The organism is Streptomyces sp. NPDC057617 (genome assembly GCF_042800555.1).
Taxonomy (GTDB): domain Bacteria; phylum Actinomycetota; class Actinomycetes; order Streptomycetales; family Streptomycetaceae; genus Streptomyces.
The window spans coordinates 909560-933297 of record NZ_JBHVGV010000001.1; the positions used below are offsets into that span (position 1 = coordinate 909560).

A 23738-nucleotide genomic window follows, 5' to 3' on the forward strand; every position below is an offset into this window, starting at 1 on the left:
CACCGTCACTGACACCCCCGGGGGCCTGGGAAAACAAACATGCCCACACTCCCGAAGTGCGGACACGGGGCTTTTGTGCGGCAGACTTGGCAGTCGAGGCCCGAAGCGAAGGATGGTTATGCCGACCACACCAGTCACCGCTGCGAACAGCTCGTCGAACGGCGTTCAGGAAACGATCATGCTGGAGCTGGTCGACGAGAACGGCAATACCATCGGTACCGCCGAGAAGCTCTCGGCCCACCGGCCGCCCGGGCGGCTGCACCGGGCCTTCTCCGTCTTCCTCTTCGACGAGCAGGGCCGGCTGCTGATCCAGCGCCGCGCGCTGGGCAAGTACCACTCCCCCGGTGTCTGGTCGAACACCTGCTGCGGCCATCCGTACCCGGGCGAGGCACCGTTCACCGCGGCGGCCCGCCGTACCCATGAGGAGCTGGGCATCTCGCCCTCGCTGCTCGCCGAGGCCGGCACGGTGCGCTACAACCACCCGGACCCGGCCTCGGGCCTGGTCGAGCAGGAGTACAACCACCTCTTCGTCGGGATGGCGCAGTCCTCGGTGCGCCCCGACCCGGACGAGGTCGGCGCCACCGCGTATGTCACCCCGGCCGAGCTGGCCGAGCGGCATGCCGCGGACCCGTTCTCGGCGTGGTTCATGACCGTACTGGACGCGGCGCGCCCGGCAATCCGGGAGCTCACAGGGTCTGCCGGGGGCTGGTGACCCCTTCGCGTACCGGCGCCCCGCCGAGCGGCGCGCTGAAGGGCAGCAGCGCCCAGACGATCTTCCCGCCGCCCGCGGTGTGCTCGACCGCGCAGCTTCCGCCCGCCTCGCGGGTGATCTCCCGTACGAGCAGCAGTCCGCGCCCGCCGGTCTGGGCGTGGTCCGTCTCCAGGGCCTTGGGCCGGTACGGATGGTTGTCCTCGACCGAGACCCTGATCCACTCCGCGCCGACGGTGACCTCGACCCCGACCTCCGGCGAGAGCAGCGCCGCGTGCCGTACGGAGTTGGTGACCAGCTCGGAGACGATCAGCAGCAGTGCCTGGACGACACTGTCCCGGACCGGTACGCGCTGGCGTTTCAGCAGGTCGCGTACGGCGTGCCGGGCCTGCGGTACGGAGAGGTCGACGGCCGGCGCGGTGAACCGCCAGACTCCCTCGTACGACAGCGGCCGGGCCGGAACACTCCCGCGGCTCTCCATCCTTGCGGCACCCACCCTTGACTTGATTCGACCGGAGGCTCGGCCGGTGTCGTCCAACGGATACGAGTGTTGGGAACGGACCGGGTCCTGCCGGGCTACTGAACAGAAGTCAGCCTTTATTGGTGGGGAATGACCGCGTTCGAGCGCGTGCATATGCCGGGTGACCGGTCCCGACCGTCCGCTGGCGCTTCAGGAGCGGCCGGGGCCGTGCGGCGGGCCGGGGATAGCATCCGGCGCATGGAGCCGCAGCTGCTGCACACCGTCGCCGACGGCATCGCGACCGTCGTGATCAGTCATCCCGCCAAGCGCAACGCGATGACGGTTCCGATGTGGCGGGAGCTGCCGCCGCTGCTCGGGCGGCTGGCGGAGGATCCGGCCGTACGGGTGCTGGTGCTGACCGGCGAGGGGGAGGCCTTCTGCGCGGGCGCCGACATCTCCTCGCTGCGCGCGCCCGAGGGGGAGGCCGGTGAGGACCCGCAGGCGCTGGCCGTACGGGCCGAGGAGGCGCTCGCCGCCTTCCCCAAGCCGACCCTGGCGGCCGTGCGCGGGCACTGTGTCGGCGGCGGCTGCCAGTTGGCCGCGGCCTGTGATCTGCGGTTCGCCGAGGAGGGGGCGCTGTTCGGGGTGCCTCCGGCGCGGCTCGGGATCGTCTATCCGGCGTCGTCCACCCGGCGGCTGTCCTCGCTGGTGGGGCCGGCGACCGCCAAATATCTGCTGTTCTCGGCCGAGTTGATCGGTACGGAGCGTGCGCTGCGCACCGGTCTTGTGGACGAGGTGCTGCCGGCCGGGGAGCTGGCGGAACGGGTAGTGGAGTTCGCGCGGGTGCTGGTGTCCCGGTCGCGGCTGACCCAGGCGGCGGCCAAGGAGTTCGCCTCCGGCCGTACCGACCGGGCCGCGTACTGGGCGGAGCAGGCGCGCTCCAGCGGGGAGACCGCGGAGGGGGTCGCCGCGTTCCTGGAGCGCCGGGAGCCCCGCTTCGGCTGGAGCTTCCACGGCTGAGGCGGCGCGCCGCGGCCGTACGGGGGCGGGGCATGCTGCTTCACGACCGTACGCGGGCGGGGCGCCGTGATCGTACGGCCGGGCCGGGCGCCGTGCGCGAATCCCGGGGACCCCATCGGCGGGCACAGCGCCGGTCGCGCCCACCGATGTCGGTGCCACCTGCCACAATGCAGTCGGCCGACCACAGAACAGCGGAGCGTGATCGTGACGACGTCCATCGAAGGCAGGATCGCCGAGGAACTCGGCGTACGGGAGCGGCAGGTGAAGGCGGCCGTCGAGCTGCTCGACGGCGGGTCGACGGTGCCGTTCATCGCGCGCTACCGCAAGGAAGCGACCGAGATGCTCGACGACGCGCAGTTGCGCACGCTGGAGGAGCGGCTGCGCTATCTGCGGGAGCTGGAGGAGCGGCGGAGCGCGATCCTGGAGTCCGTACGCGAGCAGGGCAAGCTCAACGAGGCCCTGGAGGCGCGGATCCTGGCGGCCGACACCAAGGCGCGGCTCGAGGACATCTATCTGCCGTTCAAGCCGAAGCGGCGGACGAAGGCGCAGATCGCCCGGGAGGCGGGTCTTGAGCCGCTCGCCGAGGGCCTGTTGAAGGACCCCTCGGTGGAACCGCTCGCGGCGGCAGCGGCGTTCGTGGACACGGAGCGTGGGGTGGCGGACCCGGCCGCCGCGCTGGAGGGCGCGCGGGCCATCCTCACCGAGCGGTTCTCGGAGGACGCGGACCTGATCGGCGAGGTGCGCGAGCGCATGTGGACGCGCGGGCGGCTGGCCGCGAAGGTACGGGAGGGCAAGGAGGAAGCGGGCGCCAAGTTCGCCGACTACTTCGACTTCGCCGAGCCGTTCACCGAGCTGCCCTCGCACCGGGTGCTCGCCATGTTCCGGGGCGAGAAGGAGGATGTCCTCGATCTGGTGATGGAGCCCGAGGAGCCCTCCGAGGCCCAGGAGCTGCCGGGCCCGACGATGTACGAGAACATGATCGCGAGGCGCTTCGAGGTCGCCGACCGCGGCAGGCCCGGCGACAAGTGGCTGGCGGACACGGTGCGGTGGGCGTGGCGCACCCGGATCCTGGTGCATCTCGGGATGGATCTGCGGCTGCGGCTACGGACGGCCGCGGAGGACGAGGCGGTACGGGTGTTCGCCGCGAATCTGCGCGATCTGCTGCTGGCCGCGCCGGCCGGGACGCGCGCGACGCTGGGGCTCGACCCCGGGTTCCGTACGGGCGTGAAGGTGGCCGTGGTCGACGCGACCGGCAAGGTCGTCGCCACCGACACGATCTATCCGCATGTCCCGGCGAACAGGTGGGACGAGTCGCTCGCGAAGCTGGCGCGGCTGGCGAAGGAGCACGCGGTCGATCTGATCGCCATCGGCAACGGCACGGCGTCCCGGGAGACCGACAAGCTCGCCGGTGAGCTGTGCGCGAAGCATCCGGAGCTGAAGCTCACCAAGGTCATGGTCTCCGAGGCGGGCGCCTCGGTGTACTCGGCGTCGGCCTTCGCCTCGCAGGAGCTGCCGGAGCTCGATGTGTCGATCCGGGGCGCGGTCTCGATCGCGCGCAGGCTCCAGGACCCGCTGGCCGAGCTGGTGAAGATCGACCCCAAGTCGATCGGTGTCGGCCAGTACCAGCACGATCTGTCCGAGGTGAAGCTGTCCCGTTCGCTGGACGCGGTTGTCGAGGACTGTGTGAACGGGGTGGGGGTCGATGTGAACACCGCGTCGGCGCCGCTGCTCTCACGGGTCTCCGGCATCGGCTCCGGGCTCGCGGAGAACATCGTCGCGCACCGCGACGCGCACGGGCCGTTCCGGTCCCGGCGGGCGCTCAAGGATGTGCCGCGGCTCGGCCCGAAGGCGTACGAGCAGTGCGCGGGCTTCCTCCGTATCCGCGACGGGGAGGACCCGCTGGACGCGTCGAGCGTGCACCCCGAGGCGTATCCGGTGGTGCGGTCGATGGTGAAGACGACGGGCGGCGAGGTCGCGTCGCTGATCGGCAACACGTCGGTGCTGCGGTCGCTGAGGCCGGCGGACTTCGTGAACGACTCCTTCGGGCTGCCGACCGTCACGGACATCCTGCGCGAGCTGGAGAAGCCGGGGCGGGACCCGCGTCCCGCGTTCAAGACCGCGACGTTCAAGGACGGGGTGGAGAAGCTCGGCGACCTGGAGCCGGGGATGGTGCTGGAGGGGGTCGTGACGAATGTCGCGGCGTTCGGGGCGTTCGTCGACATCGGGGTGCATCAGGACGGGCTGGTCCATGTCTCCGCGATGTCCAGGACGTTTGTGAAGGACCCGCGGGAGGTGGTGAAGCCGGGTGATGTGGTCAAGGTGAAGGTGATGGAGGTCGACATCCCCCGGAAGCGGATCTCGCTGACGCTGCGGCTGGACGACGAGGCGGGAGCGAAGCCGGAGCGCGACCGTGACCGGGACCGGGACCGTCAGGGCGGCCGTCCGCCGCAGCAACGGAGGGGTGCGGGGGGCGGCGGCGGTGCTTCGATAGCTGGGGGTGTTTGTTCTTGCTGGCCCCGCCTCCCAGGCCTGTCCGGCGATCGAGGACGACGGCAGGCTCAGGTCTCGGTGACCTGGCCCGCCGACACCCGCAGACGCCGTGTCGTACGCACCGCGTTCAGCATGCGGCGGTCGTGTGTGACCAGCAGCAGCGTCCCCTCGTACGACTCCAGCGCCGATTCCAGTTGCTCGATCGCCGGCAGGTCGAGATGGTTCGTCGGCTCGTCCAGGACCAGGAGGTTGACGCCCCGGCCCTGGAGCAGCGCCAGCGCGGCGCGGGTGCGTTCGCCCGGGGAGAGCGTGGTCGCCGGGCGCAGCAAGTGGTCCGACTTCAGGCCGAATTTGGCGAGGAGCGTACGGATCTCGGCCGGTTCGGTGTCGGGGACGGCCGGGCGGAACGCGTCGAGCAGCGTCTCCGGGCCATGGAACAGCGCTCGCGCCTGGTCCACCTCTCCCACCACCACCCCCGAGCCCAGCGAGGCATGGCCCGCGTCCAGCGGCAGGCGGCCGAGCAGGGCGGCCAGCAGGGTGGACTTGCCCGAGCCATTGGCGCCGGTGATGGCGACCCGGTCGGCGCGGTCGATCTGGAGCGACACCGGCCCGAACTGGAAGCCGCCGCGCTTGACTTCGGCGCCGCGCAGCGTCGCGACCACCGCCCCCGAGCGGTCCGCGGAGGCGATCTCCATCCGCAGTTCCCACTCCTTGCGGGGCTCCTCGACCTCATCGAGGCGCTCGATCAGCCGCTGCGTCTGGCGCGCCTTGGCCGCCTGCTTCTCGGTCGACTCCGCGCGGAACTTGCGGCCGATCTTGTCGTTGTCGGTCGCCTTGCGCCGCGCGTTCTTGACGCCCTTCTCCATCCAGGCGCGCTGGGTGTGCGCCCGGGTCTCCAGGGCCGCCTTCTTGTCGGCGTACTCCTCGTACTCCTCGCGGGCATGGCGCCGCGCGGTTTCCCGCTCCTCCAGATACGCCTCGTACCCGCCGCCGAAGAGCGTGATCTTCTGCTGGGCCAGGTCGAGTTCGAGGACCTTGGTCACGGTGCGCACCAGGAACTCGCGGTCGTGGCTGACGACGACCGTACCGGCGCGCAGGCCGGTCACAAAGCCCTCCAGGCGTTCGAGGCCGTTGAGGTCCAGGTCGTTGGTGGGCTCGTCCAGCAGGAAGACGTCGTACCGCGAGAGCAGGAGCGAGGCGAGGCTCGCGCGGGCGGCCTGGCCGCCGGAGAGCGTGGTCATCGGCTGGTCGAGGCCGACGGTCAGGCCGAGCGAGGCGGCGGTCTCCTCGGCCCGTTCGTCCAGGTCGGCGCCGCCGAGGCTCAGCCAGCGCTCCAGGCCGAGGGCGTAGGCGTCATCGGCGCCGGGGGCTCCGTCGACGAGCGCCTGGGTGGCCTCGTCGAGAGCGCTCTGCGCGGCGGTGACTCCGGTACGGCGGCCCAGGAACGCCCGTACGGTCTCCCCCGCGCGCCGCTCGGGCTCCTGGGGAAGATGGCCGACGGAGGCGGTGGGCGGGGAGAGCCGCACGGCCCCTTCGCCCGGCGTGTCGAGTCCGGCGAGCAGCCGGAGCAGGGTGGACTTTCCGGCGCCGTTGGCGCCCACGAGTCCGATCACATCGCCGGGTGCGACAACGAGGTCGAGCCCGGAGAAGAGCGAGCGGTCGCCGTGTCCGGCGGCGAGATCTTTGGCAACGAGCGTGGCAGTCATCAGACCGCGATCCTAACGAGGTGCGCAGTGGGTGGGGGGCATGGCAAGGGCGGTCAGAGCAGGCCCGCCAGTTTGTACAGACCGAGGGAGCCCGCGACCGCGACATTGAGGCTGGCGCCGGTGCCGATCATCGGGATCTCCACGCATTCGTCGAGAAGGTCAAGTGCCTCGGGCGGGATGCCGTGCTGTTCGTGGCCGAGGACCATGACCGTGGGCTCGCGGGCCGCCGGAAGATCGGCCAACCGTACGGCCTCCTCGGCGAGTTCGACGCCCACGATCCGTGCGCCCCGCGCGCGCTGCCTGGCCAGCCAGCCGAGCGGGTCGCCGGTCCAGTGCACACACGGCGGCTTGCGCAGAGTGTTGCCGCGAGCCAGTGCTTCGGGCACCCAGGGATGGCGGGGCAGCGCGAGACAGGCACCGACCGCGTCGCAGGTCCGGGCGAGGGTGCCCAGATTGGCGCCGTGCAGCGGCCACAGCGGCGCCGCGTACAGGTGGTCCCAGCAGGAGTGGGCCCGCGGGCGGCGGCTGCGGCGCAGCTCACCGGGGGTACGGGTGCGGATCGCGGGGCCGTTCCTCCGGCCGCTCACCGCGGTGAGGAGGCGGACCTCCGGTTCTCGGTCGTTATGGTCATGACGTTCTTCCTCGGCATGCTGGTACGGCGATTCGCGGCTCGCCCCGGGCCGTCGTCGGGGATGGACACCCGCCGGCGCGGGCCGGAAGAAGGATCTCGCGCCGAGGGCCCGCCCGTCCAACGGAATTCACGCGCGGCTCCGCCGAAGACGCGCGGCTCCGCCGAAGAATCGGGCCCCGGCGACCGACCGCCCGGAATGGGACTGGTACGGCGGATTCCGCTACGGTCCGGACATGAACGGCGGCAACGGCGGCGAGATCCGTGTGACGGGCGATGCGGGTGTGACAAGAGATGTGATCGTGGTCGGCGGCGGAGTCATCGGCCTGACCACGGCGGTGGTGCTCGCTGAGAGCGGCCACCGGGTCGGGGTGTGGACCCGCGATCCGCTGGGGCGGACCACGTCGGCGGTGGCGGGCGCGCTGTTCTGGCCGTACCGCATCGAGCCGGAGCGGCAGGTCGGCACCTGGCTGGAGCGGTCGCTCGGCCATTACGAACGGCTCGCGCAGCGCCCGGACGAGACGGGGGTACGGATCGTGTCCGGGCTGATGGCGGACACCCCGCTGGACAGTCTGGGGCCCTGGGCCTCCCGGGTCCCCGGGCTGCGTGAGGCCCGTACGGACGAATTGCCCGGCGGGTTCGGGCAGGCGCTGCGGGCCGCCGTCCCGCTGATCGACATGCCCGTCCATCTGCGGTACCTGAAGGAGCGGCTGCGGGCCGCCGGCGGCACTGTCGAGCGGCGTTCCATCACCGGTTTCGGTGAACCTGCGGGCCGGGCGCCCGTCGTGGTGGACTGCACCGGGATCGGCGCCCGGCTGCTGGTGGCGGACGCCTCGCTGTATCCGGTGCGCGGGCAGGTGGTGGTCGTGGAGAACCCGGGGATCGACGAGTGGTTCGTGGTGCCCGCGCCGGGCTCCGCCGATCTGACGTACGTCATGCCGCAGCCGTACGGAGTGCTGCTCGGCGGTTCGGCGACCGACCACTCCTGGGATCTGCGCCCCGACCCTGCCGAGGCCGGGGCGATCGTCGCGCGCTGTGCCCGGATCCATCCGGCGCTGTCCGGGGCGCGGGTGCTGGAGCACCGGGTGGGGCTGCGGCCCGCGCGCCCCCGGGTCCGGCTGGAGGCCGAGACCCTGCCCGGGGGCGCGCGGCTGGTGCACAACTACGGGCACGGCGGCGCGGGCGTCACCGTGGCCTGGGGCTGCGCGGAGGACGCGGCCCGGCTGGCCGTCGCCTGACCGTGCCCCCTTGAGAGCGCGATCAGCAGTCGGCGGGTGCCGCCGCGGTCAGATGGTAGGCGGCGCGTTCGTCGAGGAGCAGCGGGACGAGATTGCGCTGCGACTGGCGCAGCGGTACGAAGGCGCCCTTGCCGAGCGGCAGCGAGAGCACCCCGTGCAGGGCCAGCTCGTCCTTGACGTCCGCGTACTGTGCGGCGTCGAGCCGGTAGCCGCAGGGCGGGTTCTCGATGATCTCCTCGGGGGCCGCCGGATCATTGTCCGCGCCGCCGACATAGACCGGGCCCCGGTCCTTCAGCCCGGCCAGCCGGGCGGTGGCGGTGGCGGCGACGATCCGGGCTCTGCGTTCGTCGGTGAAGGCGAACAGGCCCTTCAGGGAGTCGAGTTGACTGTCCACCCGACGCCGCTTGTTCAGCGCCGGGTCGGCCTTCTCGGCGTCGGTCAGCGCGTCGACCCGGCTCTCGATGAGCAGCCCGAGCGAGTGCTTGACACCCGCCGCGTTGCGCAGGATCCGCTCCTGCCCGTCCCCGGCGGTCTGCCGGATGGGCTCGCCGGTCACCGGGTCGGTCCAGATCCCGTACGTGCCGATGGAGTGGCCTGCCGCGGTCGCGGCGGGCCGTACGTACCGCTCGGACAGAGTCTCCGACTCGTCGTGGACCGCGGCGGAGGTGTTGAGGTTCCGCGGCCAGAGGTCGAACAGGTCCTTGTCGTAGTACGGCGGGGTGGCGCCGTACTCGTGCAGGTCGTAGATGACGTCTGGGCGCCGGTCCCGGATGAGGGCGGCGAAGGCACGGCCCTCGGCGGTCTTGAGCGCGATGTGGTCGCGGTTGATGTCGACGCCGTCCGAGTTGCCCCGGGTGTCGGCGGCGCGGCCGTCCGGGTTGGCGGTGGGGACGACGAGCACGCTCGTACGGGCCAGGAAGCGCAGGGTGTCGCGGTCCTTGGTGTAGGCGAGATCGCGGACCGTGGTCAGACAGGCTTCGCGACCTGACGGTTCGTCACCGTGCTGGCTGCACACCAGCAGCACGGTGGTGGCCGCGTGCTGGGCACCGATCCGTACGAGCTGGATCGGGCGGCCTTGCTTGGTGGTGCCGATGGTGGAGAGGGAGGCGCGGTCGCTCCCCCGGTCGACGGCGGAGAGGAACTCCTGCTCCTGCGGCTGGCTGGTCCAGTCGGCGCCCCCGCTCGTCTCGAATCCGGTGCGCGGCACGGCGGGCGCGGCGGCGGCCGAGGCGGGGACGGCGGACAGCGGGGCGAGCAGGGCGGTGGTGGCGGTCGCGGCGAGAACGAGGGTGCGTATACGGGGAGTTGTGGCTCTTGAGGGGGTCATCGGCTGCTGTCTCCCGGGATCGGAGGTGTCCGGCGCGGCTCGGCCACGCCGTTCTTGAGGGACTCGGGGGCTGCGCTCCGCGGCGGGACGGGCCCGGCTGTGGCGCGGGCGAAGGCCTGCGCGCCGCCGACGAGCGGCAGCCGGGCGCTGGTCCTGGACAGGTCGAGGGTGAGGGTGGGAGTGGTGGACGGCGGGTCGATGAGGCCCTGGTCCGTACCGGCGACGATCAGGGCGAGCCGGTGCCCCGCCGGGACGACATGGTCGTTCGCGGCGAGGTCGATGGTGAGGGTGTACGGCTTGCCGGGGGTGAGCGGCTTTCCGTGGCCGGCGGAGGCGTAGGTGCCGAGATCGGCCCAGCCGCGGCTGAAGACGGTGTAGTCGACAGCGGCGGTCCTGGCCGCGGTCTCCCGGTAGCAGGAGCTGTCGGCGGTGGTGCTCGGGCCCCAGCAGGTGCGCTCGGTCAGGGTGGTGATGCCTTCGCCGGAGGCCGCGTAGTCGCGGATCGTGTCGGGGCCGAGGTCGACCAGGACCGCCGAGAGATGCGCGGTCGAGGTGCTGGGTGTGGCGGTGACGGTGACCGTGCCGGCGCCGGACAGGCGCAGATCGCGGCTGAGCGGCCCGGTGAGGAACGCGGCCTTGTCGGGGGTCGAGCGGTCGGCCGCGGCGGACCAGTCGATCTCGCTCCGGCGGGGGTCGTCGGTGAAGGTCTCGGTCGCGCCGGGCCTCGCGGGCGTACGGCTCAGGGTGCCGACACCAGGGGCCGTGCCCGTACCGGGGCGCAGGACCGTGGGCTCGGTGGTGCGCGGCGGCCAGACCCGGTCCGTGGACCACTGGTCGGGAGCGCGCTCGATGTCCGCCATGGGCTCGCGCTCGATGCCGTTCTCGTAACCGAGGAGGTAGTGGTCGAACCAGCGGTGCAGGGTGGGCACCCAGGTGGCGCGGCGGAAGTCGAACGGGTCGACATGGCCGGTCTGGGAAAGCCAGATCTTGCGCTCGACGCCCGCGTCCGAGAGCGCTTCCCACCACTGTCCCAGGTGCTTGGCGCGGACATTGAGGTCCTGCCCGCCGTGGACCGCGAAGACGCTGGCGCGGACCTTGTGCGCGTTCCGTACGTAGTCGCGCTCGTTCCACAGGCCGGTCAGATCGCCGGTGCGCGGGGCCTCGTCGATCAGCCGCTGCTGGACGGCCTGGCAGCGGCCGCGGGCCTCGGGGCTCTCGACATAGTCGGAGAGCCACTCGGGCCCCGAGTCGTAGAGGGGCGCGCCCTGTTGGAAGTAGTAGTCGTACCAGGAGCTGATCGCGCTGATCGGGACGATGGTCTCAAGTCCCTCGACCCCGGTGGCGGCGACTCCGTTGGCGATGGTGCCGTCGTAGCTCTTGCCGATCATTCCGGTGGCGCCGGTGGTCCAGTCGGCGCGGACGCGCTCGGTGCCCGTACGGGTGGCATAACCGCGGGCGCGGCCGTTCAGCCAGTCGATCACGGCCTTGGCCGACTGGATGTCGGAGCGGCCGCCGACATCGACACAGCCGTCGGAGCGGTTGGTGCCGGCGAGGTCGACGGCGACGAAGGCATAGCCGCGCGGGACGAAGTAGTTGTCGTAGTAAAGAGGGAAGCCGACGGGTCTGCCGTCGGCGTCATAGGTCTTCTTCTGGCTCTCGTTGCCGCGCCCGCAACAGGAGTAGTACGGGCTGGCGTCCATGATCACGGGAACTCTGCGGCCCTGTTCGGCGGGCTCTCCCGGCCGGATGACATCGACGGCGACCCGGTCGGTCCTGCCGTCCTCGTCACCGTCGATCCCGGTGTCCACCCAGATGGATTCCCGGATGGCGTCGTCGTACGAGTAGACCGGCTGACTCTCCTTCACCGGCCGTCCGCCCGGGGCGGAACCGGGACCGGGCTGGGCGCCCTGCGCCCCTGTCGGGGTGAGCAGCACCCCCAGCAGGGCGGCGGAGGCCGCCGCGACCAGCGTTCTGCTCGACCAGCGGGTTCCCCGCGCACGGATCTCCATGGGGCGGAAGGTACCCAGGTGAACTCCCGTGCAAAAGTGGGCAGTCGGCGGACATCCCCTCGCCGGCCGGGGGTTGAAGGCCGGGGAGAGCGAGGAGGCCTGATGGGGCGCTTTGGAAGCGCTCTCATCGTCGGGGCGGCAGCGGTTAGGCTGTAGCTGTCCGGCAGCCCGGCTCGCCCCCGTATGCGACGCTGCCGTACGGTACCGCCGTATCAGTCCCGGACGTAACCGCCCTGTCAGTCCCAGACGCAACCGCCCTGACCGCCGTATCCGCCGTATCCGCCGTATCCGCCGCCGACGAGGAGCGCACGCCTTGCCCGAACCGTCCCCTGGGTTCCGTCCCACTCTGGAAGCTGTCGCCGCGCGCGCCGGCGTCTCCCGGGCCACGGCCTCCCGGGTCGTCAACGGCGGTGCGGGGGTGCGGCAGCCGCTGGTCGAGAAGGTGCGCAGGGCGGTCGACGAACTGGGATACGTACCGAACCACGCGGCCCGCACCCTGGTCACCCGGCGCACCGGGGCGGTCGCGGTGATCATCGCAGAGCCGGAGATCCGGATCTTCTCCGATCCGTTCTTCTCCCAGCAGATCCGCGGTATCAGCAAGGAACTGACCGCGCACGACACCCAGTTGGTGCTTCTGCTGCTCGAAGGGCCCGGCGACTACGACCGGATCGCGCGGTATCTGGCGGGCGGCCATGTCGACGGCGCGCTCGCGTTCTCGCTGCACACCGACGACCCGATCCCGGAGATCACCCGGCGGGCCGGGATCCCGACGGTCTACGGCGGCCGACCGTCCTGGACGGCCGCCCAGGACCATCAGGCCGTGCCGTACGTGGACGCCGACAACCGCGGCGGCGCCCGTGCGGCCGTGCGGTATCTGCGTGATCTGGGGCGGCGGCGGATCGCGCATATCGCGGGCCCGCGCGACCAGGCCTCGGCCACCGACCGGCTCGACGGCTACCGGGATGTGCTGCCGGACGCGGATCCCGCGCTGATCGCCGAGGGCGGGTTCACGGCGGAGAGCGGGGCGCTCGCGATGGCGGAACTGCTGGCGCGCCACCCCGATCTGGACGCGGTGTTCGCCGCCAACGATCTGATGGCCTCGGGCGCGTTGCGGGTGCTCAAGGAACTGGGCCGTGCGGTGCCCCGCGATGTGGCGCTGGTCGGCTTCGACGACATGGACTCGGTCGCGGAGGCCATGGATCCGCCGCTGACCACGGTCCGGCAGGACATAGAGGGGCAGGGCCGGCTGATGGCGCGGCTGCTGCTGCGCGGGCTCGAACGGGACCGCGAGGGCGCTCAGGCGCCGGCCTCGGTGATCACTCCGACCACACTGGTACGGCGGGCCTCGGCCTGAGCCGTGACCCGCCGCCGGTCCGTACACGTGTCGGGTGAGAGCGCTCCCGCTTGCTGAGAGCGCTCCCCGCCCGCTCGGTCGCCGTACTGGATCGCCTTACTTGGTCGCTGTCGAGCGCGCCGGCACGGTGAGTGTCGTCCCGTCCGAGAAGGTGACGGTGCGTGCCGCCGACTCGAAGTTGTGCGCCACGTAGGTCCGTACCCCGCCCTTGGCGAAGACGGCGGAGGTCGGGATCGACCCGGTCACGGTCGCGTCCGGAGCGCCCACGGAGTTCAGGGTATTGATCCAGTGGTACGTGTGGGCCCGGGACTCGCCCGCCTCGGGTGAGTAACCGGCGTTGCCCGCGTCCCACTTGGCCTTGGCCGCCGCCGGGTCTGCGAGTGCCTCGAACTCCCAGAGGATGTCGCGCCACTCGACGGCCGGGCCGCCGTTCTCCCGTACCATCTCCGCGAGATTGCGCTTGATCGCGTCCTTCTCACGGCTCAGGTGGAGTGAACCCCCGGTCAGCGGAAGGGCGTTGATGCCGTGGATCTCCTCCGGGTTGGCGGTCCACCAGGTGGAGTACGCGCCGCCGCTGCCCCACACCATGCCGACCGTGTCATGTCCGAAGGAGGCCGGGAAGACCTCCTGGTCGGCGTCGAACCAGTACTGGCCGATCGCCTCGGACTCGGTCGTCAGCAAGTAGCTGCCCAGATCGCGCAGTTCGGTGTCACCGGTCGCGGAGCCCCACAGCACCAGCGCGGCGCTGAGGTTGGTGGACTCCGACGACGACTCCTGGTTGTTGCCCGCGGCGAAGCCCTGGTGCCCCGAGGCCCAGCTGTGTCCGGCGTAGACGTCGAAGCCGCGCAGGAACGGGAACTGGCTGTCGTCGCGGCTGGGGTTGGCCGCGTCGCGCACGAGTGTCTTCACCATGCCGCCCCAGGCCGATCCCGCGGCCCAGGCCTGGTCGTACTGGGCGACGATCGCCGCGGCGTAGACGTAGTAGCTGTAGTGGAAATGGTGGTCGTTGAGTTCGGTGTCGCTGCCGTACGACGCCGGGTATCCGGTGAGCGTCTTCCAACTCGTGTCGTACGAGAACTCGTTGGCGCCGCCCGCGGTGAACCACTGCTCCAGCCTGCCCTTGAGCAGCCCGATCAGCTTGTCGCGGGTGGCGGTCTCGCCGATCTGGTCGGCCAGGGGCACCAGTTGGGCGAGCTTGCCCAGCGCCTTGCCGGTCCAGTACGTGTCGACCGCGCCGGAGAACGGATCGGCCGCGTTCGCCACCTCGTCCAAGTGGGTCTTGAGCCGTGCCCGGTCGACGCCGCTGGACGGCGGCAGCGCGGGCAGCACCGCGGCGGACTGCTGGCCGGTCGTGAAGGAGGTGGACTCGCGGACCTTCATCGTGCCCCGCGGTGAGACATAGGTGTACGGGGTGAGCGCGTCGGTGGTGTTCAGCCACTGGTGCCGGTAGAGGGCCTGGAGCGTACCGGTCTCGGTGCCCTCCTGGGGCGCGGTGGTGAGGCTGTAGGTGGCCCTGACCGTCCCGCCCGTGGCACTCCAGCTCACCTTCGACCCGGTGACAAAGCTGTACGCGTACTTCCGGTACGTCGCGAGAGCGTCCCTGGAGGGCAGGACCGCGAGCGAGAAGTAGTCGCGGCCGCCGAGCCCGGCCGTGAGAGCGCTTCCCGCCACGGTCCAGTCGCTGCCGGTCGGCGCGAACAGGGCGTAGTGGTGACCCGCGACGGTGATGCCGAGGACATTGCCCTGGTCGGCGAAGACCTCGGGCGTGGCGGCGGTGGTGACACGCGCGTCGCCGCCGGTGCCCTTGGCGTATACGAAGGGCAGTCCGTGGCCGATGGTGGTCCGCAGGGTGCGGGTGCCGTCCGACCAGTAGGGGGTGACGGTCCAGTCGGACCAGGAGTCGGCCTTGGTGTCGGGCGAGTTGAGGCCGGTCAGGCCGAGGGTGAGGTCGGCCTTGTGCGCGTACTCGTACTGGCGGCCGTCGCCGCTGACCGTCGGGGTGGTCGGATAGCCGACCTGGAGACCGGCCGCGGTGGCCTGATAGGTGAGCGGGTGGCCGTACATGGGGGTGGAGTACGGGTTGTCGCCGTACCGCTGGAAGGCCAGCGAGGACCACCAGTCGTTGGTGGGGACCGGCTTGTTCCTGGCGGCCGCGGTCAGTTTGGGGGTGACCGGGGTGCCGGTGTTGGTGGTGGGGCCCGATGTGCCTGCGGGACGGGTGTCCGAGTAACTGCCCGCACCCACGGGGATGTTCGCGGCCATCGCCGGACCGGCGGCGGGACCCAGGCCGACGGCGGCCAGGGCGGTGACAAGGACCAGCGCGGAGGCGGGTCTGGCACGGGAGACGAACATGGACGGCACCTCGAAGACATGGGGGGAAAGGGCGTCCGAGAGCGCTCTCAGATGCCATGAAACGTAAAACTCCTGAAACAGAGGTGTCAATACGTCTGACACGGACGGCTGTTGAGGGTTGATCGAGGGGTATGGGCGGCCGTTGTGCGTTCGAGTCTTGACGGAGTGCGGTGGGCGTGGGGGCGGTGTTCGCCGGGTCGTGAGCGCTGTGAGAGCGCTCCCACTCGGCGCTCGGGGGGCAGGCGTACGGCACACCGCGCAGGGCTGAACCCTGCGTTGAACAACGGGCGAACTCCGGCCCGGGTCGACGCGAACAATTCGGCTTGGGCGCTTGACGGTTGGGGACAACGGCGTGGCGGGTCCTTGCGTAATTGGCATGCCACGGACATGCTTTCCCCAGCGGAATCTACCCGCATAGATCTGTCTCGGAGATCTGGCTCCATCCTGAACGCCCCCCAACCGCCGCCCCGCCGGAAGGCGGACGCGGCACGCCTCCAGGAGGAACCCTTGAGTACGCGTTTCACCCGCCGCCACGCCACCGCCCTCACCCTCTGCGCCGTCACCGTCGCCGCCCTCCAGGGCGTGGCCTCGCCGATGGCGGGCGCCTCGCAGCCGGCCCCGACCGCCGCGGCGCCCGCCCCGGCTTCGGCCTCGGCGGTCGGCCTGGTCGAGGACCAGACCGCCCGCGCCCTCGCCACCTCGCTCGCCGACCGGAGATGGGGAGCCCAGATACGCTCCGCGGCCCTCGCCTCGGAGCAGGTCGATCTCGGTGCGCTGACCGACCGGGCCACGGCCCGCGCCGGACAGGCCCTCGCGCCCGCGGTCGCCCGGGGCGACCAGCGCATCGCCGCGGCCAAGGGGCTCGGCGCCGACACCGGTTCACTGCTGCGCCTGCGCCTGGCCGCCGACTCCATGCGCGACGAACTGGCCGCCGGAACGGCCCCGTTGGTCGCCGCCGCCGGCACCGACGACAGCGCGGAGACGATCACCGCGTACGACAGCCGTGGCCGCGCCCACACCCTGGACGCCCGCCGCACCCCGGACCGGCCCGTCTATGTCGTCGACATCGACGTCACCAAGGCCATGGCCGCGGGTCTGGGCATTGTCGACAAGGAACTCACCAAGCGCGGTCTGACCTCCGCCGAGGCGCCGCAGGCGCGGACGCAGGCTCAGACGCAGAACCGGGCCGCCGCCGCGGGCTTCTGGACCACCCGCGTCGACTCCGTCTATCTGTCCAGCGACGAGGAGCCCTGGGTCTCGGGCGACGCCGAGATCTTCTCGATCGTCAGCGGCTTCGGATTCGACGGCAAGGTACGGGTCGACACGGTCACCATGCCGTACCTGGACAACGACGGCACGACCTACTACCCGAACCAGATCCTCGTCAACTGGTCGTCCTACAAGTACAACCTCGCCGACGTCGTGATGATGGAGGACGACGGCGACACCAACTACCAGGCGCTGGCCAAGGCCATCGCCGACGTCCTGCTCACCATCACCGACCAGGGCGCCTACATCCCGCTGGTCAACGCCATCCTCGACGCCATCCCGACGTCCTGGTGGACGAACGACCCGGACTATGTGGACTCGTGGTACACCCTGGGCCAGAACTCGTCCGGCCGCCTCAACGGTGCCCGGGGCAATGGCTGGATGACGGTCAGCCCCTACTTCGTCGAGCAGTTCTGACGTACGAGCGCTGCTGACACCGCCGGGATCCCCTTCGACCGGTCAAACGGTCCCCGGTCCGTACGGTCCTGCCGACCGCGCGGGCCGGGGACCGGCGCTTTCACGGCCGCTCACAGACCGCTCTGACAACACGACCACTTTCACCACAGTGGTGGCACAGCAATACTGTTCCACTGAGTCGGACTGCCGAGTGAACCGGTCTGCCGAGACCACACCGGCCGGAAAGCGAGGTGCGGACCATGGCCACCGAAATCGAACCCAAGGACCGGACCGAGCCGCCGGCGCTCACTGTCGACGAGCTGGCCGCGCGGGCCGGGGTCACCGTGCGCACCATCCGGTTCTACAGCTCCCGCGGGCTGCTTCCGCCGCCGGTGATCGGGCCGCGCAGGGTCGGGCGCTACGGCCCCGGGCATCTCTCCCGGCTGGCGCTGATCGAGGAGCTCCAGCACCGGGGTATGACCCTTGCCGCGATCGAACGCTATCTGGAGCGGCTGCCGCCCGGCCTCAGCCCGCGCGATCTGGCGATCCACCGGGCGCTGGTCGCGTCCTGGGCACCGGACTCGCCGGAGGAGGCGACCCGGGCGGAGCTGGAGCGCCGGGCGGGACGGGCGCTGGCGGAGGACGACATCGACCGGCTCGCCGCGATGGGCGCCCTGGCCCGCACCGACCGCCCGGACACCTACCGGCTGGACCCGGCGCTGCTGCGGCTCTGCGTCGAGCTTCTCGACGTACCGATCACACAGGAGACGATCCTCGCGGCCCGTACGGTGCTGCTGGAGCACACCCGTGAGGCGGCACGCAAACTGACCCGGATGTTCCGGGACGAGGTGTCTCTCCCGTACGGCCCGGGCGCGGCCGATCCCGAGCAGCTCGCGGCGGTGAAGTCGCTCTCCGCCCATATGGAGCCCCTGGTGATAGAGGCGCTGATCACAGCGTTCCAGCGGTCGCTGAAGGAGGAGCTGCGGGCCGCGTTCCAGGAGCAGGCGGAGGAGTGAGTACGGGTACGACCTCCACGCGGCTCGCACGCACCTGACCGCAGCACCGCAGCCACAGCCACCAGCCCCAACGCAGGCACAGCCACAGCCCACGGTCAGGGCTCTAACGGCCCTCACGCGTCGCTGAACTTCTCCCCCTTTTCCGCCTTCGCCACCAGCAGCGCGGGCGGCTGGAACCGCTCTCCGTACCGCTCCGCCAGTTCACGGGCGCGCGCCACAAAGCCCGGCAGGCCGCCCTCGTACCCGTTGATGTACTGGAGCACTCCGCCCGTCCACGCGGGGAAGCCGATGCCCATGATGGAGCCGATATTGGCGTCGGCGACCGAGGTGAGGACGCCCTCCTCCAGACAGCGCACGGAGTCCAGCGCCTCCGCGAACAGCATCCGCTCCCGCAGGTCGCGCAGCGGATCGCCGGTGAGCGCGTGCGCGCCGTCCGCCGTGCCGAAGTGCTCGCGCAGCCCCGGCCAGAGGCCGGTGCGCCGGCCGTCCTCGCCGTAGTCGTAGAAGCCCGCGCCGCCGCTGCGTCCCGTACGCCCGAACCCGTCGACCATCCGGTCGATCACCGCGTCCGCCGGGTGCCCGGCCCAGGTGCCGCCCGCCTCCTCGACCGCGCGCCGGGTCTCGTCCCGGATCTTCCTGGGCAGGGTGAGCGTCAGCTCGTCCATCAGCGCGAGCACCTTGGCCGGATAGCCGGCCTGTGCCGCGGCCTGTTCGACCGAGGCGGCCTCGATGCCCTCGCCGACCATCGCGACACCTTCGTTGATGAACTGCCCGATCACCCGGGAGGTGAAGAAGCCGCGCGAGTCGTTGACGACGATCGGGGTCTTCTTGATCAGACGCACCAGGTCGAAGGCGCGGGCCAGGGCTTCGTCGCCGGTCCGCCCGCCCTTGATGATCTCGACCAGCGGCATCTTGTCGGCCGGTGAGAAGAAGTGCAGCCCGATGAAGTCGGCGGGCCGGGACACGCCCTCGGCGAGCAGGGTGATGGGCAGGGTGGAGGTGTTGGAGCAGAGCAGTGCGTCGGGCGCGACGATGTCCTGGATCTCCTGGAACACCTTGTGCTTGAGCGCCGGGTCCTCGAAGACCGCCTCGATCACCACATCGCAGCCGGCGAGATCGGCGGGGTCGGCGGTCGGGGTGATCCGGGCGAGCAGGGCGTCACGCCGCGCCTCGGTCGTACGGCCCCGGGAGAGCGCCTTGGCGAGGACCTTCTCCGCGTACGCCTTGCCCTTGTCGGCGGCGTCCTGCGACACGTCCTTCAGGACGACGTCGAGACCGGCGCGCGCGCAGGAGTACGCGATGCCCGCGCCCATCATTCCGGCGCCGAGGACCGCGACCCTGCGGGCCTCGCGCGGCGGAATGGACTTGGGGCGGCTCGCTCCGGAGTTGACGGCCTGGAGATCGAAGAAGAACGCCTGGATCATGTTCTTGGCGGTCTGCCCGGTGACCAGCTCGGTGAAGTAGCGCGCCTCGACGGTCTGCGCGGTCTCGAAGTCGACCTGGGAGCCCTCGACGGCCGCCGCGAGGATATTGCGCGGTGCGGGAAAGGGCGCCCCGCCGAGCTGCTTCCGCAGATTGGCGGGGAAGGCGGGCAGATTGGCGGCGAAGCGCGGGCTGGACGGCGTACCGCCCGGGATCCGGTAGCCCTTGATGTCCCAGGGCTGCCAGGACTCGGGGTGGGCGTCGATGAAGGCGCGGGCCGCCGCCAGCATCTCGTCGGTGGTGGCGGCGACTTCATGGACGAGCCCGGCCTCCAGCGCGTGCCCCGGGGAGTACTGGGTGCCCTGGAGCAGAACCTTGAGCAGGGCGTCCGCGACGCCCAGGAGCCGTACCGTACGGGTCACTCCCCCGGCCGCGGGCAGCAGTCCGAGCGTGACCTCGGGCAGGCCGATCTTGGATCCCGGCGCGTCCAGGGCGATCCGGTGGTGGCAGGCGAGGGCGATCTCGTAACCGCCGCCCAGAGCAGCTCCGTTGATGGCGGCGACGATGGGCTTGCCAAGGGTTTCGAGGTGCCGCAAGGCGTGCTTGACGGCCATTCCGCTCTCGAAGACCCGCTGAGCGTCCGCCGGACCGACCTTGATCATGTCCTTGAGGTCGCCGCCCGCGAAGAAGGTCTTCTTGGCGGAGGTGACGATGATGCCCCGGATGCCGTCCTTCTCGGCCTCCGCGCGCGCCGAGATCGCCGCGAGGGAGTGCCGGAAGGTCTCGTTCATGGTGTTGGCGGACTGGTGAGGGTCGTCCAGGACGAGGGTGACGACGCCCGACGCGTCCTGTTCCCAGCGAATGGCCGAGGACGCCGGGGTGGTGGACTCGCTCATGCTGCTGCTCCGTAATCCGTGACGGGGGACGGCGGGCGAAGGAATGGGGCGAACAGACCGGTCAGGAGGCCGGCGGGCAGGCCCGGCCGGGAGTGTGGGGGCCTGGCGGGGTCCGGTCAGAGGCGCTCGACGACGGTCGCGACGCCCATGCCGCCGCCGACGCACAGCGTCGCCAGGCCGTACCGCAGGTCCCGCCGCTCCAGTTCGTCGATGAGCGTGCCGAGGATCATCGCGCCGGTGGCGCCGAGCGGATGGCCGAGGGCGATGGCTCCGCCGTTCACATTGACCTTGTCCAGGGGAAGGCCCATCTCCTCGACGAAGCGCAGGACGACGGCGGCGAAGGCCTCGTTGATCTCGACCAGGTCGATGTCGTCGATGGTCAGTCCGGCCTTGGCGAGCGCCTTGCGGGTGGCGGGCGCGGGCCCGGTCAGCATGATGGTCGGCTCGGAGCCGGAGACGGCGGCGGAGACGATCCTGGCGCGCGGAGTGAGGCCGTACCGCTCGCCGGTCTCGCGGGAGCCGATGGCGACGAGCGCCGCGCCGTCCACGATGCCCGAGGAGTTGCCCGCGTGATGGACATGGTCGATCTTCTCGACCCAGTGGTACTTCTGGAGCACGACGGCGTCAAAGCCGCCCGCCTCGCCGATCGTCGCGAACGACGGCTTCAGCGCGGCCAGCGAGTCGGCGGTGGTGCCGGGGCGCATGTGTTCGTCGCGGTCGAGGACGGTGAGCCCGTTGCGGTCGAGGACCGGGACGACGGACCGCTCGAAACGGCCGTCCTTCCACGCGGCGGCGGCCCGCTCTTGGGAAAGCGCCGCGAACTCGTCCACATCGCGCCTGGTGAAACCGCCGAGCGTGGCGATCAGATCGGCGCCGATGCCCTGTGGGGCGAAGCCGGTCGCGAAGCTGGTCATCGGGTCCATCATCCACGCCCCGCCGTCCGAGCCCATGGGCACGCGGGACATCGACTCGACACCGCCCGCGAGGATCAGGTCCTCCCAGCCGGAGCGGATCTTGGCGGCGGCCAGATTGACGGCTTCGAGCCCGGAGGCACAGAAGCGGTTCTCCTGTACGCCGGCGACGGTGTCGGGCAGTCCGGCGGCGACGGCCGCGATACGGGCGATGTCCGAGCCCTGGTCGCCGAGCGGGCTGACCACCCCGAGAACGATGTCGTCGATCGCCGCCGGGTCGAGTCCTGGCAGCCGACGGCGCAGCTCATGGATGAGGCCGACGACCAGATCGATGGGCTTGGTGCCGTGCAGGGCGCCATTGGCCTTGCCGCGGCCGCGCGGGGTGCGGATCGCGTCGTAGACGAACGCTTCGGTGCTCACGGCGACTGCCTTTCGGAGAGGGGGACATCGGCGGATACGGAGGGGCCGTCGGCCGTGGCGGACGCGGACGGCTCCACGGACGCGGACGGCTCCGGTCCGAGCGACGGCACCTTCCAGTCGCGGGCGATCCCGGCGGTGTCGGCGCCGGGCAGGGCGGGCGCGCGGCGCACCGAGCCGGGTGTGACGGAGAAACGGGGCGCGGGCGCGGGCTGGACGAGCCCGGCGTGCCGGGTGAAGGTGCCCCGGGCGGCGAGATGGGGGTGGACGGGGGCCTCGCGCAGGGACAGCACGGGGGCGACACAGGCGTCGGAGCCCTCGAAGACCGCCGTCCACTCCTCGCGTGTCTTCGTCCTGAACCGGGCCGCGACCGCCTCCCGCAGCTCGTCCCAGCGCGCGAAATCCTTGCGGGCCGGGATCTCGTCCGCGATGCCGAGCAGCCTCACGAACTCGTCGTAGAACCGCTGCTCCAGCGGGCCGACCGCCATGTACTCGCCGTCGGCGGTCTCGTACGAGCCGTAGAAGGGGCTGCCGCCGTCGAGGAGATTGGCGCCCCGGCGGTCCTGCCAGCCGCCCGCGCCCATCAGGGCGTGGATCATGGTGGTGAGATGGGCGGTGCCGTCGACGATCGCCGCGTCGACGACCTGTCCCGTACCGTCCGGTGTACGCGCGTGCTGGAGCGCGGCGAGCACGCCGATGACCAGATAGAGCGCGCCGCCCGCGTAGTCACCGAGCAGATTCGCCGGCAGGGCGGGCGGCTCGTCGGGCTTGCCGATCATGGAGAGGGCGCCGGTGACGGCGATATAGCCGATGTCGTGCCCGGCCCGGTCTGCGAGCGGCCCCTCCTGGCCCCAGCCGGTCATCCGTCCGTACACCAGACGCGGATTGCGGGCGAGGCACTCGTCCGGGCCGACACCGAGGCGCTCGGCGACCCCGGGGCGGTACCCCTCGATCAGCACATCGGCACGCTCAGCCAGGTCCAGGACGCGGGCGGCGCCGCTCCCGGTCTTGAGGTCGATCAGTACGGAGCGCTTGTTGCGGTTGGTCAGGTCATGCGCCGGATCGATGCCGAGGCCGGCCCCGCCGGGGCGGTCGACCCGTACGACATCGGCGCCCAGATCCGCGAGGGTCATGGCGGCGAACGGCCCCGGCCCGATTCCGGCCAGCTCGACCACTCGTACGCCGCTCAGCGGACCATTGGCTGTCGTTGTCATCGGGCCCCCAGCACTGTGACACAACTGATGTAACAGCAGTGATGCTAAGAACGTGCCGCACTCCGCACAACCCCTGTGGAAAGCAAGCGCTTGGTCGCTCGCTTCCGCTGTTCCGCGGTTGTCCACAGGTCGTTTCTACAGCGCGGAGGCCCACATAGCATGTCGGAGTACGACCGGAGGCGGTGGGCGGTCATGCGGGCGGCTGTGCGGTCGCCTCGCGCAGCGCTCTGCGGCAGAGGGCGTCGGCGCGGCGGGTGGACTCGGGAAGACGGTAGTCGGGAGCCAGCCGCAGGGTGTGGGCGCAGGCGTTCGGCAGGTCCACGCGGTGCCCGACCGAGACGAACACCGGCTTGACCCCCGGCTGGGTCCGCAGCGCCCGGCCGACCTCTTCGCCGTCGTCGGCCAGCAGCGGCGAGTAGTCGCCACGCCGGGGGCCGGGCTGCTCGTACGAGAAGGTGAACGGGTTCTTCGCCACCCCGATCACCGGCAGTCCGGTGAGCACCCCGAGGTGCGCGGCGAGCCCGAAGCGGCGCGGGTGGGCCAGCCCGTAGCCGTCACAGACGACCAGGCCAGGGTCCGAGGTGAGTGCTTCGAGGGCGGCGAGGACGGTCGGGATCTCCCGGAATGCCAGCAGACCCGGGATGTACGGGAAGGAGACCCGGCCCACGGCGGTGGCCTCGTCGACCACGGTGAGGGTGGCCGCGTCGAGCACGACGGCCGCGGCGGCGACGGCGTCGCGCACGTCGTCGTACGCCACGTCCACCCCGGTCACCAGCCCGCTGCCGGCCGGCGGCCCCGCCTCGTCGAGCACGACGTGCCCGCGCAGCTCGTCCTGAATGGCCCGCGCCTCGGCCTCGTCGGCGGGCGTCCTGATCGTCGTCATGGTCACCACAGCGTAGAGGTG

General features: G+C 71.2%; 16 protein-coding genes and 1 pseudogene. 7 read left to right on the forward strand and 10 right to left on the reverse strand.

Translation table 11 applies throughout. The annotated features are described in order from the left end of the window. The first annotated feature begins 118 nt into the window (after positions 1-118). Positions 119-712 (forward strand): isopentenyl-diphosphate Delta-isomerase, encoded by a 594-nt coding sequence (idi, locus tag ACFU9P_RS04020; protein WP_376376848.1) that lies wholly within the window; start codon positions 119-121, stop codon positions 710-712. On the opposite strand, the gene ACFU9P_RS04025 is transcribed toward idi, so the two are convergent. After that, positions 687-1190: an ATP-binding protein gene (locus tag ACFU9P_RS04025; RefSeq protein WP_384077676.1), complete on the reverse strand. Its 504-nt coding sequence runs from the start codon at positions 1188-1190 to the stop codon at positions 687-689. The two genes, idi and ACFU9P_RS04025, sit on opposite strands and share 26 nt — an antisense overlap. A 237-nt stretch (positions 1191-1427) precedes the next feature. On the opposite strand from ACFU9P_RS04025, the gene ACFU9P_RS04030 reads away from it, so the two are divergent. Together ACFU9P_RS04030 and ACFU9P_RS04035 are read left to right on the forward strand one after the other, a co-directional pair. Then, positions 1428-2189, forward strand: coding sequence for an enoyl-CoA hydratase/isomerase family protein (locus ACFU9P_RS04030; RefSeq protein ID WP_384077677.1), 762 nt, complete (start codon positions 1428-1430; stop codon positions 2187-2189). 204 nt (positions 2190-2393) lie between these two features. Then, a pseudogene (locus ACFU9P_RS04035) lies at positions 2394-4688 on the forward strand (Tex family protein); the annotation flags it as partial. 59 nt (positions 4689-4747) lie between these two features. Here ACFU9P_RS04035 and ACFU9P_RS04040 read toward each other — a convergent pair. Next, a complete protein-coding gene (locus ACFU9P_RS04040; protein WP_376376856.1) occupies positions 4748-6385 on the reverse strand; it encodes an ABC-F family ATP-binding cassette domain-containing protein in 1638 nt (545 codons plus the stop codon). A 53-nt stretch (positions 6386-6438) separates the two neighbouring features. After that, positions 6439-6972 carry a TrmH family RNA methyltransferase gene (locus ACFU9P_RS04045; protein ID WP_384077678.1) on the reverse strand — a complete coding sequence of 178 codons (534 nt, stop codon included), beginning with the start codon at positions 6970-6972 and terminating at the stop codon, positions 6439-6441. Between the two features lie 277 nt (positions 6973-7249). Here ACFU9P_RS04045 and ACFU9P_RS04050 point away from each other — a divergent pair, with 277 nt between their 5' ends. After that, positions 7250-8251, forward strand: coding sequence for an FAD-dependent oxidoreductase (locus ACFU9P_RS04050; protein ID WP_384077679.1), 1002 nt, complete (start codon positions 7250-7252; stop codon positions 8249-8251). 22 nt (positions 8252-8273) lie between these two features. Here the strand turns inward: ACFU9P_RS04050 and ACFU9P_RS04055 are convergent, their stop codons facing one another. Together ACFU9P_RS04055 and ACFU9P_RS04060 are read right to left on the reverse strand one after the other, a co-directional pair. Further along, positions 8274-9578, reverse strand: a complete 1305-nt coding sequence (locus ACFU9P_RS04055; RefSeq protein ID WP_384077680.1) for a M14 family metallocarboxypeptidase — start codon at positions 9576-9578, stop codon at positions 8274-8276. Continuing rightward, on the reverse strand, positions 9575-11587 hold the full coding sequence (locus tag ACFU9P_RS04060; RefSeq protein WP_384077681.1) for a Xaa-Pro dipeptidyl-peptidase: 2013 nt from the start codon (positions 11585-11587) through the stop codon (positions 9575-9577). Before ACFU9P_RS04060 ends, ACFU9P_RS04055 begins: the two co-directional genes overlap by 4 nt. Before the next feature lie 313 nt (positions 11588-11900). On the opposite strand from ACFU9P_RS04060, the gene ACFU9P_RS04065 reads away from it, so the two are divergent. Next, a complete protein-coding gene (locus ACFU9P_RS04065; RefSeq protein WP_376376867.1) occupies positions 11901-12941 on the forward strand; it encodes a LacI family DNA-binding transcriptional regulator in 1041 nt (346 codons plus the stop codon). Positions 12942-13037: 96 nt separating this feature from the next. Here the strand turns inward: ACFU9P_RS04065 and ACFU9P_RS04070 are convergent, their stop codons facing one another. Then, positions 13038-15293, reverse strand: a complete 2256-nt coding sequence (locus ACFU9P_RS04070; RefSeq protein WP_384077682.1) for a glycosyl hydrolase — start codon at positions 15291-15293, stop codon at positions 13038-13040. Between the two features lie 507 nt (positions 15294-15800). Here ACFU9P_RS04070 and ACFU9P_RS04075 point away from each other — a divergent pair. Beyond that, positions 15801-16979 (forward strand): DUF3103 family protein, encoded by a 1179-nt coding sequence (locus ACFU9P_RS04075; protein ID WP_384077683.1) that lies wholly within the window; start codon positions 15801-15803, stop codon positions 16977-16979. A 239-nt stretch (positions 16980-17218) separates the two neighbouring features. Next, positions 17219-17974, forward strand: a complete 756-nt coding sequence (locus tag ACFU9P_RS04080) for a MerR family transcriptional regulator (RefSeq protein ID WP_384077684.1) — start codon at positions 17219-17221, stop codon at positions 17972-17974. Between the two features lie 113 nt (positions 17975-18087). Here ACFU9P_RS04080 and ACFU9P_RS04085 read toward each other — a convergent pair whose 3' ends face one another. The 4 genes from ACFU9P_RS04085 to ACFU9P_RS04100 form a co-directional block, all read right to left on the reverse strand. Next, a complete protein-coding gene (locus tag ACFU9P_RS04085) occupies positions 18088-20292 on the reverse strand; it encodes a 3-hydroxyacyl-CoA dehydrogenase NAD-binding domain-containing protein (RefSeq protein ID WP_384077685.1) in 2205 nt (734 codons plus the stop codon). Between the two features lie 116 nt (positions 20293-20408). Next, positions 20409-21623 (reverse strand): acetyl-CoA C-acetyltransferase, encoded by a 1215-nt coding sequence (locus tag ACFU9P_RS04090; RefSeq protein WP_384077686.1) that lies wholly within the window; start codon positions 21621-21623, stop codon positions 20409-20411. Further along, positions 21620-22834, reverse strand: coding sequence for a CaiB/BaiF CoA transferase family protein (locus ACFU9P_RS04095; protein ID WP_384077687.1), 1215 nt, complete (start codon positions 22832-22834; stop codon positions 21620-21622). Before ACFU9P_RS04095 ends, ACFU9P_RS04090 begins: the two co-directional genes overlap by 4 nt. A 190-nt stretch (positions 22835-23024) precedes the next feature. After that, positions 23025-23717, reverse strand: a complete 693-nt coding sequence (locus ACFU9P_RS04100; RefSeq protein WP_384077688.1) for an endonuclease V — start codon at positions 23715-23717, stop codon at positions 23025-23027. Positions 23718-23738 lie beyond the last annotated feature (21 nt).